14 protein-coding genes and 1 pseudogene are annotated in these 16726 nt (G+C 63.5%); 4 read left to right on the top strand and 11 right to left on the bottom strand.

The annotated features are described in order from the left end of the window. Positions 1-137: 137 nt before the first annotated feature. The 6 genes from ACW4LP_RS04065 to argC all read right to left on the bottom strand — a co-directional run bounded on the left by ACW4LP_RS04065 (position 138) and on the right by argC (position 7205). The gene (locus ACW4LP_RS04065) at positions 138-962 is read right to left on the bottom strand and encodes a helix-turn-helix transcriptional regulator (RefSeq protein ID WP_206604117.1); all 825 of its coding nucleotides are present in this window, start codon (positions 960-962) and stop codon (positions 138-140) included. A 150-nt stretch (positions 963-1112) separates the two neighbouring features. Further along, complete coding sequence (locus ACW4LP_RS04060; protein WP_114548141.1) at positions 1113-2429, bottom strand: ATP-binding protein; 1317 nt, start codon at positions 2427-2429, stop codon at positions 1113-1115. A 174-nt stretch (positions 2430-2603) separates the two neighbouring features. Next, positions 2604-3839 carry an aminotransferase class III-fold pyridoxal phosphate-dependent enzyme gene (locus tag ACW4LP_RS04055; protein ID WP_302223642.1) on the bottom strand — a complete coding sequence of 412 codons (1236 nt, stop codon included), beginning with the start codon at positions 3837-3839 and terminating at the stop codon, positions 2604-2606. A gap of 9 nt (positions 3840-3848) precedes the next feature. Further along, positions 3849-4796: an acetylglutamate kinase gene (argB, locus tag ACW4LP_RS04050; RefSeq protein WP_022738946.1), complete on the bottom strand. Its 948-nt coding sequence runs from the start codon at positions 4794-4796 to the stop codon at positions 3849-3851. Next, complete coding sequence (argJ, locus tag ACW4LP_RS04045; protein ID WP_114548143.1) at positions 4793-6091, bottom strand: bifunctional glutamate N-acetyltransferase/amino-acid acetyltransferase ArgJ; 1299 nt, start codon at positions 6089-6091, stop codon at positions 4793-4795. Before argJ ends, argB begins: the two co-directional genes overlap by 4 nt. Before the next feature lie 55 nt (positions 6092-6146). Further along, positions 6147-7205: an N-acetyl-gamma-glutamyl-phosphate reductase gene (gene argC / locus ACW4LP_RS04040; protein ID WP_114548144.1), complete on the bottom strand. Its 1059-nt coding sequence runs from the start codon at positions 7203-7205 to the stop codon at positions 6147-6149. A gap of 220 nt (positions 7206-7425) precedes the next feature. Between argC and ACW4LP_RS04035 the strand changes: the two genes are divergently transcribed. Further along, positions 7426-7854, top strand: a complete 429-nt coding sequence (locus tag ACW4LP_RS04035) for an FKBP-type peptidyl-prolyl cis-trans isomerase (RefSeq protein ID WP_022738937.1) — start codon at positions 7426-7428, stop codon at positions 7852-7854. Positions 7855-8232: 378 nt separating this feature from the next. Here the strand turns inward: ACW4LP_RS04035 and ACW4LP_RS04030 are convergent, their stop codons facing one another. Beyond that, positions 8233-8514, bottom strand: coding sequence for a hypothetical protein (locus tag ACW4LP_RS04030; RefSeq protein ID WP_114548145.1), 282 nt, complete (start codon positions 8512-8514; stop codon positions 8233-8235). A gap of 195 nt (positions 8515-8709) precedes the next feature. After that, a complete protein-coding gene (locus ACW4LP_RS04025) occupies positions 8710-9858 on the bottom strand; it encodes a helix-turn-helix domain-containing protein (protein ID WP_114548146.1) in 1149 nt (382 codons plus the stop codon). 239 nt (positions 9859-10097) lie between these two features. On the opposite strand from ACW4LP_RS04025, the gene ACW4LP_RS04020 reads away from it, so the two are divergent. The 3 genes and pseudogenes from ACW4LP_RS04020 (at position 10098) to ACW4LP_RS04010 (ending at position 11614) form a co-directional block, all read left to right on the top strand. Then, a complete protein-coding gene (locus ACW4LP_RS04020; protein WP_114548147.1) occupies positions 10098-10880 on the top strand; it encodes a C1 family peptidase in 783 nt (260 codons plus the stop codon). 12 nt (positions 10881-10892) lie between these two features. Continuing rightward, positions 10893-11390: pseudogene (locus ACW4LP_RS04015) on the top strand (lectin like domain-containing protein); the annotation flags it as partial. Positions 11391-11416: 26 nt separating this feature from the next. Continuing rightward, on the top strand, positions 11417-11614 hold the full coding sequence (locus ACW4LP_RS04010; protein ID WP_114548148.1) for a hypothetical protein: 198 nt from the start codon (positions 11417-11419) through the stop codon (positions 11612-11614). Positions 11615-11861: 247 nt separating this feature from the next. Here the strand turns inward: ACW4LP_RS04010 and ACW4LP_RS04005 are convergent, their stop codons facing one another. The 3 genes from ACW4LP_RS04005 to cysS all read right to left on the bottom strand — a co-directional run bounded on the left by ACW4LP_RS04005 (position 11862) and on the right by cysS (position 16693). After that, a complete protein-coding gene (locus tag ACW4LP_RS04005; RefSeq protein ID WP_302223637.1) occupies positions 11862-13352 on the bottom strand; it encodes a peptidase U32 family protein in 1491 nt (496 codons plus the stop codon). Positions 13353-13524: 172 nt separating this feature from the next. Further along, entirely contained in the window at positions 13525-14955 is a 1431-nt protein-coding gene (locus tag ACW4LP_RS04000) for a putative ABC transporter permease (protein ID WP_302223635.1), read from the bottom strand. 178 nt (positions 14956-15133) lie between these two features. Beyond that, positions 15134-16693 carry a cysteine--tRNA ligase gene (gene cysS, locus ACW4LP_RS03995; RefSeq protein ID WP_114548150.1) on the bottom strand — a complete coding sequence of 520 codons (1560 nt, stop codon included), beginning with the start codon at positions 16691-16693 and terminating at the stop codon, positions 15134-15136. Positions 16694-16726 lie beyond the last annotated feature (33 nt).

Here is a 16726-nt window from a genome sequence, read left to right as displayed (position 1 = left end):
CTCCTCTTCTCGTTGATCCGTATCATGAGTCGTCGAGAAGAGGATACGAGCGCCGCGCGTTCGGCAAAACGCCCAAGAGCACTAGTACCGCAAGAATTATGCACTAGGCAACAGGCGCGGCTTTTAGTACCGAGGTACTAGTAAGCCTCGCGAAGCGCCTTCGACACCAACTCGGTGCGCGTATTCACGTTGTACTTGTCGAAGATGCGGGCGACGTGGTTCTTCACCGTATTCTGGCTGATGGAGAGGAGGCCGGCGATCTCACCGTTGGTCTTGCCGTCCACGATGAGATCGAGCACTTCGCGCTCGCGCGCCGACAGCGTCGTCCGCGTCGTCTGCCGGCGGGAGGCCGCGCCCTCGCGCGGATCGCCTTCAGGAGCCACGCCGGCCGCCACGCCCTGCGGGCCTTCGGGCGCAGACCCCTCGATGCCCAGATAGCGCTTGGCCGGCGTGTCGGCGGCGGAAGAGGACACCATGCCCTGGGTCATCTCCCACGTGCGAAGAAGCGCACCGGGAGTCTTGACGGACGCCGCGAACAGCTCGCAGTTGTAGGCGATGACCTCCTGGATGGTGCGCTCGAAGAGCTCGAGGAGCGCCTGGGTATGGGGAATGCCCTTGCCGCCGCCCCTCTGAAACAGAAACGGCGCCATCTGTCGAGCCTCGAACAGGTTAGCCGCAATATAGCTGGCGAAGGCCGTAAGCTCGGGATTGTGGGGATCTTCCACGGCATCCCCGTACTGGCCGCGATAGGTGCGCATGGAGCAGTCGCCCGACTCCACTACCTGGGCCAGGTTCTCAATCTCATCGAGCGTCCACTGGTGGATGGCGCTGGCTGCCATGAAGTTCGCCCGAGAACGGGGATAGGCCTCTACATACCCGCGCTCGAGTCGCTCGGCCACCTCCTCGCGGTTGTCTCGCAGAAGTGCCGCCAAATCCCGCCGCAGCTCCCCCTCGTCAAACATGGCCCCTCCGTTCTTCCTCTGATCTCACGGGCGCAATCATAGCACAGGGGCACCTTTGCCATATTCATAGGCGCTGCGCCAATGCTTAGTCATCCCCTCGGCTATCTCCCTTCCAACGCGCGGAACAATGAGCCAAACCTCTTCCACGCATCAGCCCAATATAGCGGGATCGAGCAAAAACGGAATGACGCCCACGTAGGTTATGCCACGATCATCCGTCCAAGGATGCTGTGACCCACCCACAACGACGATCTTCCTAAACGAGTCTCCCGTTTTCAAAAGAGGCCGCAATTCCTGCTCGCGCTTCTCCTCGCCCTCCAATCGCCATGCCGACTGAATGTAGAAGCGCTCGTGTCCCCGGTTGACCACAAAATCAATCTCCTGCATGCCGTCACGCCTCTTCCCATCACGCGACTCCCTCACACGCACCGCACCAACATCGACCGAATACCCTCTCATGCGCAGCTCGTTGTAAATGACGTTCTCCATCAGATGAGTCTCTTCGATTTGTCGAAAATTGAGCCATGCATTCCGCAGGCCCGTATCTACGGCGTAGAACTTCGTCGGGTAGTCGAAATAGCGTTTGCCCCTGACATCATAGCGCTCGGCCTTCGAGAACAAAAAGGAGTCTTCGAGCGCATCGAGATAGCGCTTCACTGTTTTATTCGAGATGCCCGCATGCGCAACGGTGTTGAGCGTGTTCGCAAGCTTTTCCGGATTGGTGAGCGAACCCACTGCCGAGGCAAGTTCTTTGGTGAGCTGCTCCAGTGCAAATGTGTTGTCGATGCCATAGCGCTCGACGATATCCGCTTGGTACATGCTCCGAAAAAGTCCCTTCAGATAGGTCTCCCGTTCGGTTTCAGTCGACGCGAGAACCGCAAGGGGCATCCCTCCATACACAAGATATTCGGCCCACGCGGCGCTCTGATCCATGTCCGCAAAATCGAGGAACTCCGAAAAACTCAGCGGCCACATATGAATCTGAGTGGCCCGATCTCGGAAATTTGTAATAATGTCGCTTGAAAGCATCTTCGAATTGCTACCCGTCACATACACGTCGATGTTCTCGCGCCCGATAAGATCGTTCAGCACGTCATAGAAGGTGGTGTAGAGCAAATCTCTGTCCTCGGGAGGCACAAGCTCCTCGTCAATCTCGTCGCGCTTCACACGATAGGAAAGCTGTATTTCATCGACGAATACATAGTGCTTTTGAGGGGACGCCACATGCTGCAGCACGTAATCATAGAGCAGCTCAGGATTGCGCAAAGACGCGTGCTCTCTCTTCTCAAGATCGATATCGATAATGCAGTCGTTGGAAACCCCGCTTTTCAAAAGATGCGCTCTGTAAATCGTGGAAAGCAGAAACGACTTTCCGCAACGGCGAATACCCGTGATGACCTTGACTCTTCCGTTAAATTGGCTTTTCACTAGCTGCTTGAGGTAGTGATCTCGGTTGATGACGGTCAATTTCCCTCCTTTGCATGGCTTTGCTTGATTCCAGACTTTACACCAAATGGGGTAAAGTCTGGAATCAAATGACCATTTTTAAGGAGAAATCAATAATGCAGCTCCAGACTTTACACCAAATGGGGCAAAGTCTGGAGCTGTCGATGGCCTCGTCAAACCTCTGGGCGAAAACGCCTACAGCAGCTGCTCCAGTTTCTGCACCAGCACGTCCACGTCGGCTTCCGTGCAGATGAGCGGGGGCAGGAAGCGCAGGGTGTGGGGGCCGGTGGCGTTCAGGACGAGGCCCGCTTCCAGGCCGGCGGCCACCACATCGGGAGCCGACGGCGCCTCATGGGTGAGGTCGATACCGTTCATGAGACCGAAGCCGCGCACCTCCTGCACGTGGGGCAGTCGGGCCAGCCGCTCGCGCATGTAGGCGCCGACCGACTCGATCTGCGCCCCCATACCCGGGGCGAGCAGAGTGGACAGCGTCACGTGGGCCGTGGCCATGGCGATGTTCGAGCCGCCGAAGGTGGTGCCGTGATCGCCCGGCGCGAACGCCGCCGCGATGGAGCTTTTGGCCGCGCAGGCGCCGGCCACCACACCAGAGGCGATGCCCTTGGCCATGGTGACGATGTCGGGCAGCACTCCGAAGTTCTGGAACCCGTAGGGCAGCCCCGTGCGGAAGATGCCGCTCTGCACCTCGTCGCAGATCATGAGCGCACCGTGCTCTTCGGTGAGGCGGCGGATGGCGCCGATGAACTCCTCGGTGCAGGGATGTACGCCGCTCTCGCCCTGGATGCACTCGATCATGACGGCGCAGATGCGGTCGCCCTGGGTCTCGAACAGGCGCTCGAGCGCTTCCACATCGTTGATGGGCGTGGCCGTGAACCCGGCCGGCAGCGGCTGGAAGGCCTCCTGCTTGGCCGGCTGGGCCGTGGCCGCAAGCGTCGCCAAGGTGCGGCCGTGAAAGCTCTTGGCCAGCGTGACGATGAGGCGCGGGGCCAGCTCGGCATCTTTGCCGGCGGCTTCCGTGCGGCGACGGGCGTACAGGCGCGCCAGCTTGATGGCGCACTCGTTGGCCTCGGCGCCGGAGTTCGCGAAGAAGGTCTTCCACGTCTCGGGGCTCGGCTCATCGACGTAGGCGTTCAGCATGTTCGACAGCAGCTGGGCCACTTCCCCGCGGTGCTCGATGTAGTAGTAGTTGCTCACGTGGATGAGCTTGGCCGCCTGATCGCTCACGGCCTGCACGATGGAGGGGTGGCAGTGGCCGAGGCTGCAGACACCGATGCCGGAGAGGAAATCGAGGTACTCGTTGCCGGCATCGTCGATGAGCGTCATGCCGTGGCCTTCGACGAATTCCACGGGCTTGCGGGCGAAGGTGCCCATCACGTATTCGGATTCCAAAGCCATTTCGCGGGCGAGAGTCATGGGATGCTCCTAACGGTTTTCAATGAGTTTGGCGGCGAATTTGCTCACCGGCGAGACGTTCAGGAACTGGGCGGAAGCGAGGCCGCCCACCATGGTTCCCATGCCGGAGTCGGTGAGCATTTCCAGCAGAAGCGCATGGGGCACCGTGCCGTTGATGATATGGGCCGCGCTGACGCCGGAATCGAGGGCGCGCACGCAGCTCGCCAGCTTCGGAATCATGCCCGAGGCCAGCTTGTCGCCGCGCACCATGGCCTCGGCCTCCCCCAGCGACATCTCGGCGATAAGCGAGTCGGGGTCGGGGTAGTTCTCGTAGAGGCCGTCCACATCGGTGAGGAAGATGATCTTGTGAGCGCCGATGGCCGCGGCGATGTAGCCGGCAGCAACGTCGGCGTTCACGTTGTAGCAGCCACCGTCCTCGCCAATGGCGATGGAGGCGATGATGGGAATGTAGTCGTCGGCCACCAGATCCTCGATGAGCGGCGTGTTGATGCGCGTGATCTTGCCCACACGCCCCAGCCGCGGATCGGCCTGCTCGGCCACGATGATGCCGGCGTCGGTGCCCGACACGCCCACGCCCATGTTGCCATGGGCGTTCATGGCCTCCACCAGCTGCTGGTTCACTTCCCCGGTGAGCACCATGCGCACAAGATCCATGGCGTCGTCGGTGGTGACGCGCTGGCCGTCGACGAACTCCACCGGCAGATCGAACTTGGCGAAGGCGCGGTTGATGGCCTTGCCGCCCCCATGGACGAGCACCGGGTTCACACCGAGAATCTTCAAAAGCACGATGTCGGCCATGACCTCGGCGGCCAGCTGGGGGTTCTCCATGGCCGAGCCGCCGTACTTGATGACGATGGTCTTGCCCGTCACCTGCTTGAGCCACGGCATGGCCTCGTAGAGGATCTCGCCGGTGCGTACGGGTACGCCCTCGGCACGGGCTTCGTTAGCGTATTTCATGAGCGGTAGTCTCCATTGATCGTCACGTACTCGTGCGAGAAGTCGCAGGTCCACATCGTGGCCGACTCCTCCCCCGCGTGCAGATCCACCTCGATGGCCACTTCGGGTTCTTCGAAGCGACGCAGGGCCTCCTCTTCGTCGAAGTCGACCACCAGGCCGGCGCGGCACACGGGCAGGCCCAGTATATCGATATCCACGTCCTCCTGGTTGAAACGGGCGCCGGAGCGTCCGAGGGCGGCGGCAACGCGGCCCCAGTTGGCGTCGTGGCCGTAGACCGCCGTCTTCACGAGCGGCGAGTTGGCCACCGTGCGTGCGGCGGCATCGGCATCGTCGGCCGTGGCGGCCCCGCGCACGGTAACGGTGATGAGGCGCGTTGCCCCCTCGCCGTCGGCGGCCATCTTGCGGGCGAGCGTCGTCGCAAGCTGGTCGAGGGCGCGCTGGAAGGCGTCGAAGGCCGGCGTGCCGGACGTGAAAGCGGGGCCGTCGGGCGCGGCAGCGCCGGAGGCCAGGGCGAAGCAGGTGTCGTTGGTGGAGGTATCGGAGTCCACCGTCACCTTGTTGAAGCTCTTGTTCACCGCCGCCGTGAGGGCCTGCGACAGATCGGGCGCCGCGATGGGCACATCCGTGGTGATGACGGCGATCATGGTGGCCATGTTCGGCATGATCATGCCCGCGCCCTTGCACATGCCGCCCACCGTGAAGGTGACGCCCGGGTATCCGATGCCGTCACCGGAGAAGCTGACCGAGCCGTGCTTGGGGCAGGTGTCGGTGGTCATGATGGCGCGGGCCGCCGTCAGGCCCTGGGATGTGCGGCCGGCAAGATCGTCGGCTGCGGCGGCCATGGCCGCAAGCGCCGCCGGCACGCCCTCCGCGAAGGGCGCAAGGCGCAGGTGCTGGCCGATGACGCCCGTAGAGGCCACGAGCACCTCGTCGGCCGGGCAGCCCACGGCCTCACCGACGAGCTCGGCGGTCTTGCGGGCGTTTTCCAAACCGATCTCGCCCGTGGCGGCGTTCGCGATGCCGGAGTTGACGACAACGGCCCGGGCGCACCCGTAGGCGGGAGATCCGGCGCCTCCTTCGTTCAGGTGCTCGCGGGACACGCGCACGGGCGCCGCGCAGAACACGTTGGTCGTAAAGGTGGCCGCCGCCGCGCAGGGCTCGTCGGCCACGACGAGCGCCATGTCGAGACGCTCCGGGTCGGCCCTAAAGCCCGCGTGCACGCCCACAGCGGAAAAGCCGAGCGCGCTGGCCGCGTTGCCCTCAGGATCGAAAGCGAAAGTGTCGTTCTCGGTCATAGGTCCTCTCTTTCCCACGGGACGGCGCCGACACGGCCCTCGTCCCCTTCCAGCTTTACACGGGGTTGGCGATCTCTTCCAAACCGCAGGTCTCGGGCAGGCCGAACACGATGTTGGCGCACTGCACGCCCTGGCCAGCCGCGCCCTTCCCCAGGTTGTCGATGGCGCCGGTGGCCACAATCATGCCGGCGGGGTGTACCGCCACGCCCACTTGGGCGCGGCAGGTTCCCGCCACCGACGCCGTGCGCGGCTGCACGCCGGCGTCCATGACGGACACGAGCGGGCTTGCCGCGTAAAAGTCGCGATACAGCTCCACGAGCTCCTCGGTAGTGGGGGCAGCGCCCGGGGCCAGCGGCAGCGTCACCGTGGACAGCAGTCCGCGGTTGAGCGGGGCAAGATGCGGGGTGAACACGAGCCGGCCCTCCAGCCCTAAGATCTGCTCGATCTCGGGGGTGTGGCGATGGGTGCCCACGCCGTAGGCCTCCAGGTTCTCGTTGGCGAAGCAGTAATGGGTGCGCTCGGTGGCCTTCTTGCCCGCGCCGGTCACGCCCGAGACGGCATCGGCCACCACCGGCGCCGCCGCGTCCACGAGCCCCGCGCGGATAGCGGGCGCCGCAGCGAGCGAGGTGGCCGTCGGGTAGCAGCCGGCGCAGCCCACGAGCACGGCCTCGCCGGCAGCGCGGCGCTCGGCCGCGGCGGCCAACTCGTCGCCCGTGAGCTCGGGCAGTCCGAAGGCGGCCTGGGCCAGAAGATCGGTGGCCGTATGAGGCGCGTACCACTTCTCGTAAATGGCCGGATCCTTCAGGCGGAAATCGGCCGACAGGTCGACGACCGTGACGCCGGCGGCCATAAGGTCGGGCGCCATGCCCATGGCCGCCTTGTGGGGCACCGCCAGAAACACCACGTCGAAGGCAGAGAAATCAGTATCCTCGTGGGCGGAGAACGCGAGATCGGTTACCCCGGTGAAGGCGGGATAGGCCTTCGCAATGGGCGTTCCCGCCAGCGCGTCGGAGGTCGCCGCCGCCAGATCGAACTCAGGATGGCGCGACAGCAGACGCACCAGCTCGATGCCGGCGAAACCGGCCGCTCCCACAACTCCCGCTCGATAGCCCATAGAAACTTCCTTCCTCTATGCCCGTTGCGTATTCGGCTCTTTCTTGAGCATATGCACAAAGTTGAGCTTTTTCGTTGTTGTTTTCATCATACCCCCACTGGAGCCGTCCCGAAGGCAAAAAGCTCCGTTTATGACAACTTGGAGCAGGTTGCGCCCCTTCCCTACCCCGCACGCCCCCTTCCGCTAGACTTAAGCGCACATCTTTTGGAAAGGAGCTCCCATGAGCAACAAAGGCAAGAAGGTCAAGGTGCACTACACCGGCACGCTGGACGACGGCACCAAGTTCGATTCGTCCGTGGACCGCGGCGAGCCCATCGAGTTCGTCTGCATGGCCGGCCAGATGATCCCCGGCTTCGACGCCGCCGTGGAGGACATGGCCGTGGGCGAGAAGAAGACCGTGCACATCCCCGCCGCCGAGGCCTATGGCGAGCGTGACGACGCCATGGTGCAGAAGGTGCCCGTGGATCAGATCCCCAACGCCGACCAGCTGCCCGTCGGCCAGACCGTCTACATGATGGGCCCGGGCGGCCAGCCCTTCCCTGTGTTCGTGCAGTCCATCGAAGACGGCATTGTCACCTTCGACATGAACCATGAGCTGGCGGGGAAAGACCTGAACTTCGACATCGAGCTCGTGGAGGTTGAGGACTAACCCTGGTTGTCCGGTCGGGAGTTGGCGGAGGGGGCACCGTGCTCAAACAGCATTGAAGTGCAGGGCTCGTCGGGGGTTCCGGCATTTCCTAATGCACTTCAATGAACTGTGCGCGGCACCCCCTCCGCCAACTCCCGACCTACTCTTACTTACCTGAACTTACTTGAACTTACCTGAAGCGACCCCGCCGACTTTGGCGGGGTCGCTTTGCGTTTGGGAAAACCGAGGCTGCCCTGGGTGGGAAATTGGCAGCCGGCAAGGCTTGAGAGTCGGTGACTCAGCACGCCAGGGGGCACATGGCAGATGCAAACGCGGCAACACGGGGCTAACAAAGAGGTAGCACCATGCGGCGAAGCGGAGGCGTCTGCCACTGCGCGCCTAAGCGAGCGCTTCGGACAAAGAAACCTCGAACGCCTCGGAGGCGACGGGCTTCGCCTCGGTTTTCTTCTGGAAGAGGCCCTTGAACGCGGAGGGCAGGGCGGCCCAGACGCCAACCTGGGGGACGGCGTCGGCCTCGACGAGCGACTGCACGGCGCTGGAGGCCGCCTTTGAGCTGATGCCCATATGGGCAAAGCGCTGCTCCAGCTTGGCACAGTAGGCGACATCAGCGGAATCGAGGGAAGCAACGGCGGCTGTGGCCTGGTCGTTGAACAGTTTCATGGTGGTTCTCCTTTCGACGGCGCCTAGTTTAGGCCCACGATGAAGGTCATCGTTTGGTCGATCGGATGAACCCGCGCGCTTCTATTTGTGCAAGTGCACAAAGCTAGCGTCTGCGAGATCGACTTCGTGACGGCGACAGAAACAGCGCGACCCTTTACCCTGAGCCTCGATGGCCTCAGTGGCGCAAGAGCCGAGCTACACAAGATACGCCAGCGCGAGCAGGGCGGCCAACTCGCGGTCGGTCGCGTCTTGCACGGAGAGAACTTCCTTGATCTTCTTCAGGCGATAGCGCACGGTATTCGGGTGTTGGAACAGCGCCTCGGCCGTGCGGCTCACCTCGCCATAGGCGCCGGCGAACGCCTCGGCCGTCGCGCCCAAGTCGGCGTCGTGCTCGGCATCGTAATCGAACAGAAGCGAGCGCAGGAGGTCGGCAGCACGCGCGTACAAGCGGTCGCTTCGGGCCGCCGCGCGGAAGGCGTCGAAGCGCAAGGTCGTCCACCGCACGATGCCCGCGTCCTCACGCTCGGCCGTGCGCAGAGCGGCCATAGCCTGTCGCACGGCCAGATCCCCCTCCCCCAGGCTCACCTCCTGGCTGATGCCGCACACCAAAGGCCCGGCCGTGGCGATACATTTCGCCAGGTCGGCGTCGGAGATGGCGACGGTCTTCAGCGGGGGCCTCTTGAAGGAGACGAACCCCAGAAGCATCTCGCGATAGCGGCACACAAACGTGCGCCCGACGTCGTCCCAGCGCTCACCATAGCCGGCAAGCACCCCTTCCACCACCTTCTGCAACGCGCGCAGCGACGCCCCGTCGTCGGTGACGGGGCGTATGGCCAAACACTGGATGGTGGCACCCGTGACCCCTGCGATAGTGAAGAACGTGGAGCGCACGGCGTGCTCGTCGGAGGGCGCCAGAATGAGATCGATCAGGTGGTTACGCTCCCATTCGGCGGCGTCGTCGTCGAGCAGGTTCATGAGGTCGGCGATGACCCGCTCCATGTAGCGCCCCTCGTAGAAGAACACGGGCACGCCCCGCGCGGCCGAGGCCTGTGCCACCGATGGCGGCAGCTCCTTCAGTACCACCGGCTTCACGGCCACCGCTGCCACGCCACATTCGATGAGCGCAAGCAGTGCCTCTTCGGCCAGATCGGGGTGCACGCCGGCGAAACCCAGCGTGGTGAACACGAATTCGCCCTGGGTGAACACCTCGTAGCCGCCCGTGAACGGCTCGTGGTCGAGCGTGCCCACGCCCGTGACCTCACGCACGGCCGCGCCCTCGCAGGGAGCCGCAAGCCAAATGCTGTCGAAGGCCCTCATATTCATGACATCGCCGACGGTGATCATCGCATCCCTTCCCGTTCCTGCCGCTTTTCAAGCATCCTAGCATGGATGCTCGGGGATGACGAGAAAATCCGGCATCCCGCTTACCAGCGCACGTCATCCATGAGAAGATAGCCGCAGCAGATCCCCTGCCCTCGTCCTATTACCTCACCAATGAAGGAACGGTCACGTATCCGAAAGACCAGGCGGCTTTTCCTGTCTGCTGGGCCTTTGCCTCAGCCAGTGCCATCGAGAGTTCCATCTTGAAGCACCAGAAACGGACCGCCGGTACGCTGCCAGCGCCGCAAGAGCACGCTACTCCCCAGCTGTACGGCCTGCCCTCTAAGCCCGATCTCTCGGAACACGCCCTCGCCTGGTACGCCTTCGCGTGCCAAAGCGATGAGTCGGCGCCCGGGCAGGCGGGAGAGGGGCTCTACATCGAGCCCCGAACGGGTGCGAACCAGCTGACAGGCGCCAATTCCATCACGATGCCCGTGCAGCTGTTCGCGTGGCAGAGCCTGACGACCGAGGAAAAGCTCCCCTACACGTTCCAGCGCCCCCTTGAGGGCGGAGGCCTCGCCTTCGCCACTGACAACGACGACTGGTCGAACTTCGACATCACCTATGAGGCCAATTGGAGCCTGGACGAGAACGTCTCGCGAACTTTCGTGGACACGGGCTACCGCGTGAGTGATCTGGTATGGCTCGACGAGCCCTCGGTGTTTTCCGAGGAGATCGCCGACGGCGAGAGCAAACTGACCTTCGACCACTTCGACGCCGAGGCCAACGACGACATCAAGCGGGCGCTCATCGAAACAGGGGCCGTCGAGGTGGGAATCGCGGCCGAGCAGAGCCTTCCGGACGACACGGGCACCGGCGAGTTCACGAACTACAACGAATGGTGCCAGTACAACGACACCGATCCCTACCAGGCCAACCATGTCGTGACCATCGTGGGCTGGGACGACGACTATCCGGCGTCCAACTTCTCCGGCCAAGCGGGCGCACCCGACGGAAACGGTGCATGGCTTGTGAAGAACAGCTGAGGCTCGGCCCAAATGTACGCCGCAGATAGGGGATATCACAGTTACTGGGCCTCCTCCTGGAGAATGCCGCTTTCCGATGGCGACATTGATCCCGACAAGAACGGCTCCGGCTTTTTTGGGTGTCCTATTACGACCGATCCCTTGGCAATTTCGCCTCATGGCACGTCACGCCCGTCGAGGAGAGCTACGACTTCAATCACCAGTACGACTTACCTGGGCTGGGCAGAAGCGGGCCTGATCCCCAACTCAAATGAGCCCGCAGCGGCGGCCAACGTCTTTACCGCCAAGGGACCGGAACTCTTACGGGCCACCACGCTCTTCACAATGTACGCACCGGTCGTAGCAACCGTGCGCGTGTATCTCCTCGACGATGGCGACGAGGTGCCCGCTGACGGCAAACTCGCAGCCGAAGAGTCCTTTGTCCTGGAGCAACCCGGCTGCCGCACCTTGGAACTGAAAGACCCGGTGAAACTTCCGGCGGACCAGCGCTACGCCGCAGTAGAGGAAATAGTCCGCGAAAGCGAGGAGGGCTCGCAGTGGGATATAAGCCTTCGGGTGCGGCGAAATCCCGGCGCGAGGAGGACGGCGAAGCCCCGAGCGAGGAGACCGGCAAGGGCCCACACCGCTTGGCAGAGACCGGCGATCGAGCCGTCGGGGCGGCGGTGCTCGTCACCGCGATGGCCCTCGCCATCGGAGTCGGCTCTTGCGCGCGGCGCCGCCAACTTCGCGATTGATCACGGGCCCGGAAAATTTTTCACTCGTTTGAGCCCCAACAATTTTTCACCCGTCCGAGGACGATATTTTCGAGTTGTTAGGGTTTGCTGCCGGAACCCTGTCGGATCTATTCGTCTTGAAAAACGAATTTCATTTATTATTAAAATGATTACATTTATTTGATTCTCAACGGCCCTTCGCTTCCCATAGGCAAACCCTAACAACTCGCTTTTTTCTCTCCGAGACGAAGAAGAAATTGCTGACGGCCTAGCCGTGGCGGGCGGAACGGCGGAAGGTGCGCTTGCGAAGGAAGGAGCCTTCGGGCACGTGAGCGCTGAGAGAAGGGGCGCATGGCGCGGAACCACCGGAAGCGCCGCACGTGTCGGACATGACGGAGACGTTGGACGCGTCGCGCATGTCGGACGCGCTGGACGTGTCGGACGTGCCGGATGCAGCCCCATCGGATGCTGCGGCCAAGCGAATGCGGTAGAGGTTGCAGGAGCGGTTGGCCACGGCGGCGGCTTCCCAATCGGCGGCGGTAGCGCGAGAAAGGGCCTCCCCCGCAGTAGCGGGGGCGTCCTCGTCGTGATTGTCGGGACCGAAGATGGAAAGCCAGTATAGGTCGCGCACGATGAGCGGACGGCTCGGTTCGTGCGGCGCGAGGATCTCCAGCTCGTCTCCTTCCGCAAAGCGGTTGCGGCACAGCACATAGAGAAAACCGTCCCGGCACGCTGCGACATCGGCAACGTGCATGGTCTCTTGTTCGTAACCGTCGTAAGCGGGAGCCTGCTCGGCCTCGGAAAAGTAGAAGCCGGTGCCGTAGGGACGGTGGGACACGGCCAACAGCTCGTCGGCCACCGCCGCCGGCGGCTCGCCGTCGAGCACGCGGCGGTAAGCGCCCACGACGCTGGCCACGTAGAAGGCCTTCTTGTTGCGGCCCTCGATCTTGATGGAATCAACTCCCGCGCGGGCCAGCTCGCGCAGATGCGCGAGCATGTTCATGTCCTTCGCGTTCATGATGAAGGTGCCGCGGTCGTCCTCCTCGATGGGGAAGAACTCGCCGGGGCGCTTCTCCTCTTCCAGAAGGAATCCCGTAGGAGCTTCCGGCGGCGCGAACTCCTCAAAAGCAGCGGTGCCGAGCTGATAGCTCCAGCGGCAGGGCTGGGTGCAGTGGCCCTTGTTGCCCGAGCGGCCGGTGAGATAGCTGCTGATGAGGCACCGGCCCGAGACGGCCATGCACATGGCGCCGTGGGCGAAGGCCTCTATCTCCAAATCCGGCGGCGCGTCCTGACGCAGGCAGGCGATATCGGCGAGCGACATCTCGCGGGCGCACACCACCCGGCTCGCGCCGAGGGAATGCCACACCCGAGCTGCCGTCGCATTGGCCACCGAGGCCTGGGTGCTCACATGGCGCTCCACCCTCGGAGCCACCTCGCCGGCTACGGCGAAGGCGCCCAAATCGCCGATGATGAAGGCGTCCACTCCGGCTGCGTCCATGGCGCGGAAGAACGCCGGCAACTCGTCGATGTCGCCGGGATGCATGAGGATGTTGCAAGCGACGTGCACCTTCACGCCGTGGTCGTGGGCGAAGGCCACCGCAGCGGGAATTTCGTCCAAGCGGAAATTCGCCGCCCGGGCCCGCATGCCGAACCGGTCGGCCGCCAAATATACCGCATCGGCCCCGAACTGCACGGCGGCCCGCAGCTGCTCCATACCGCCCGCCGGCGCCAAAAGCTCCATATGAATTCGTTCGTCCATGCGTCCATTCTACGCGATAGCAGGCCGCTTCACCCGAAAAGCGCAGCAATACGTCCGGAAGGCCCCGGATCGAAAGGTTCGCGCCAATAGCCGCCTCCAGATTGAACCGCAACACTTGCACCGTCGCCCTCAAGCGCGACCCATCGCGCGACTCGGATTACAGCTCTCGCGCTTACACCGGCAGCGTGATATTGATGACGTACAGGCAGACCACGATGGCGTAGAACACGAGCACGGCCACGAAGAACGTCTGCCGCATGGGCTCGGGAAGTTTCAGGTACTCTCGCTGCAGCGCCGGGTACACCACCCAGGTCATGAGCGTGGCCACCACACCGAACAGGAGGGTGTTCTGCAAACAGATCTGCCCCATGAAGTTGAAGGGCATGGTGGAGTAATCCCACAGCGGGTACACTCCGTTGGCGTCGGGCATGTTCGACGTGAGCCCCAAGACAAGCTCGATGACCGCGCAGACGAGCGCATTCACTATGAAGCTGGCCACGAGCGGCTTAGCGATGCCGCCGAGCTTTTCCTCGAGCAGATTTTTGATAGGGAACAGCAGCACGGCGCAGGCCACCATGCCGGCGCCGTACACGGGGAACGGATTCAGGTAGTCGTGCCAAATGCCGGAATTCGGATCGTAAATGCCCGGCACGATTCCCCATTTGATGAACAGGCAGAAACCCGCCTCCATCCAGTGCCCCACGATGCTGAACAGGCAGAAGTAGATGATCATGCTGCGCCAGAACGACCAAGTGCGCGGCTGCCACAAATCCCATGCCCGCACCACCAGCTCCTTGCAGCGACGCGCCGTGAACTCAACGGTCAGCACCTGGCGCGGACGCTTCGCGAACAGGAAGTACAGCAGAAGCACGATATCGAAGGCCGACGCCCCCAGCTGATCGAGCACATTGAACTGGCCGGTGGCCGCGTTGTATATCGTACCCGCCGCGATATTGAATGCCGAGAAACCGATGATCCAGTAGCGGGCGCCCCGCGAGCGCTGCATGATGAGCCAGAAGCTCACGCCGTCGAACACGAGGTTCACCATATCGAGCACTTCGCTGAAGCCCAAGGTATAGGTGCCCGAGCGCAGAGTGGCACAACTGACCAGCACGGCTATGATGTTAATTGCGAACAGCACCTGGATGACGCGCATAAAGCCGAGGGAGGGCCCGCGATTGATCGGCTGGGGCGCGGCCATCGTGCCAGCGGCATGCTCTTTGCGAATGTGCCCGGCGCACAAAAGCGCGAGCACCTGAACGAAAAGCGGCAGCAGCAAGTTGAGGAGATTGTTGCCCGAAAGTGCACCCGTGGCCGCGCTGTACGCCGTATTGGCAACGTTGAGGGCCAGAATGATCGAAGCGCATACGATGAAGGGCTTGAGGGCCTCGGGGCGCCTCACTCCGCGCAACCCGAGGATGGCCACAATCACATCGAGCAAACCGACAATGAGAAATACCGTGCCCGCCGCCGCGCAAAGCGCTATCGCCTCCGCGCCCGTCACGGCCGCCCCGTCAATTTGCAAATCGAGGCTCGTCCCCGCAACGGCCACCCCGATAAGCGCCAAGCCAGCAATGGCCAGGCATCCGGCGTACGCAACCAATAGGACGCAAAGCGCCTTCAAGACGCGCTGGTACATGGACATGGAACCCTCGCTTCAACTCTCTTTCCTTAGCAGGCGCTCATTATGCCATACATGAGCGCCTGCAAGAAAGAACGGAGAGGGGCCGGGCAACCATGGCGCCCGGCCCCTCTTTTGCGCTGTTTTTGTCGCGTGCCGCTTACCCCTCGTAGGTAACGCGGGCGCCTTGCGGGGTGTCCTCGATGATGAAGCCCAAGTCGGCCAGGCCGTTGCGGACGCCGTCGGCCACGGCCCAGTTCTTCTCGGCGCGGGCCGTTGCGCGGGCCTCCAGGAGGCGCGCCACGGCGATCTCCGGGTCGTCGCCGTCGTAGCCGGCCAGATCGGCCGCCAGCGCCACCACTTCCACGGGATAGGCCTCCCCTACCTCGGCGGCCGCCACGTCGATGCCGAGCACGTCCATGAGCTCGACAATGGCGTCGCGGGCCGCGCGCACGGCGGCGGCCTCTTCGGCCGCAAGGGTCTTCGCATCGGCCACGAGCGCGTTCACGTCGCTCACGAAGGAGAAGATCTCGCCCAGGGCCGCCGGCGCGTTGAAGTCGTCGTCCATGGCCTCGGTGAAACCGTCGCGCAGAACGGCCACGCGATCGGAAAGGGCCGCGGCATCCAACGTGGCCGCGAGCGCCTCCGCCGCCGTCTCCGGCTCAAGGGCCGCCTCGCCGCGGGGCGTGCCCGTCTCCAGCAGCCAGTCCAGGGCCTTCACGGCGTTCTCGATACGCGTGAGGGCCGCGTCGGCCTCGGCAACGCGCTGCTCGCCGAACACGAGCGGGCTGCGGTAGTGGCTCTGCAGCATGAGCATGCGCAGGGCCGCCGGACGCACCTGCTCCAGCACCTCGTGCAGCAGCAGGAAGTTGTTCAGCGACTTCGACATCTTCTCGGTCTCGCCGGTCTCGGCGTTGGCGATCTGCAGCATACCGGAATGCATCCAGTAGTTGGCGAACGTGCTGTCGCAGGCGCACTCGGACTGGGCGCGCTCGTTCTCGTGGTGCGGGAACACCAGGTCGGCCCCGCCGCCGTGGATGTCGAAGGGCAGTCCCAGGTACTTCTCGGACATGGCCGAGCACTCGATGTGCCAGCCCGGACGGCCCTCGCCCCAGGGGGATTCCCACGCCGGCTCGCCGGGCTTGGCCGCCTTCCACAGGGCGAAGTCCAGCTCGTCGCGCTTGCGCTCCTCCAGGCCCTGACCGTCGGCGCGCAGCTCGCGGTGGCCGCTTTCCGCCTCATCGATATCGCGCCCGGACAACTGGCCGTAACCCGGGTAGGAGCGCACGTCGAAGTACACGTCGCCCTCCGACACGTAGGCGTGGCCGCGCTCTATCAAGCGCTCAATGAGCGCGATCATGGTGCCGATCTCCTCGGTGGCCTTCGGGCGAATGTCCGGATCCTGCACGCCGGCCGCGCGCATGTCCTCGATGAACAGGCACGTGTATTCCTCGGCCACTTCGGCGGCCGTGCGCGCCTCCTCGGCAGCGCGGCGGATGATCTTGTCGTCCACGTCCGTCACGTTCTGCACGAAGGTGACGTCGAAGCCGCGCCAGCTGAGGTAGCGGCGGATCATATCGAAGGAGATGAACGTGCGCGCGTTGCCGATGTGGATGCGGTTGTACACCGTCGGCCCGCAGACGTACATGGAGACCTTCCCGGGCTCGACGGGTTCGAAGTCCACCTTCTGGCGGCGGCGCGTATCGTACAGCTTGATCATAAAAGCTCCTTCGGGCGTTCATTCAGAATGAGA

The organism is Adlercreutzia sp. CNCM I-6215 (genome assembly GCF_977072315.1).
The sequence above is the reverse complement of the archived record's forward strand: the minus strand, read 5'-3'. Positions and strand labels throughout refer to the sequence as shown.

Coding starts and splice junctions, on each gene's coding strand:
- ACW4LP_RS04065 (WP_206604117.1), bottom strand. CDS start 962: ATGTTTGACGAGGGGGAGCTGCGGCGGGATTTGGCGGCACTTCTGCGA.
- ACW4LP_RS04055 (WP_302223642.1), bottom strand. CDS start 3,839: ATGACTCTCGCCCGCGAAATGGCTTTGGAATCCGAATACGTGATGGGC.
- argB (WP_022738946.1), bottom strand. CDS start 4,796: ATGAAATACGCTAACGAAGCCCGTGCCGAGGGCGTACCCGTACGCACC.
- argJ (WP_114548143.1), bottom strand. CDS start 6,091: ATGACCGAGAACGACACTTTCGCTTTCGATCCTGAGGGCAACGCGGCC.
- argC (WP_114548144.1), bottom strand. CDS start 7,205: ATGGGCTATCGAGCGGGAGTTGTGGGAGCGGCCGGTTTCGCCGGCATC.
- ACW4LP_RS04035 (WP_022738937.1), top strand. CDS start 7,426: ATGAGCAACAAAGGCAAGAAGGTCAAGGTGCACTACACCGGCACGCTG.
- ACW4LP_RS04030 (WP_114548145.1), bottom strand. CDS start 8,514: ATGAAACTGTTCAACGACCAGGCCACAGCCGCCGTTGCTTCCCTCGAT.
- ACW4LP_RS04025 (WP_114548146.1), bottom strand. CDS start 9,858: ATGATCACCGTCGGCGATGTCATGAATATGAGGGCCTTCGACAGCATT.
- ACW4LP_RS04005 (WP_302223637.1), bottom strand. CDS start 13,352: ATGGACGAACGAATTCATATGGAGCTTTTGGCGCCGGCGGGCGGTATG.
- cysS (WP_114548150.1), bottom strand. CDS start 16,693: ATGATCAAGCTGTACGATACGCGCCGCCGCCAGAAGGTGGACTTCGAA.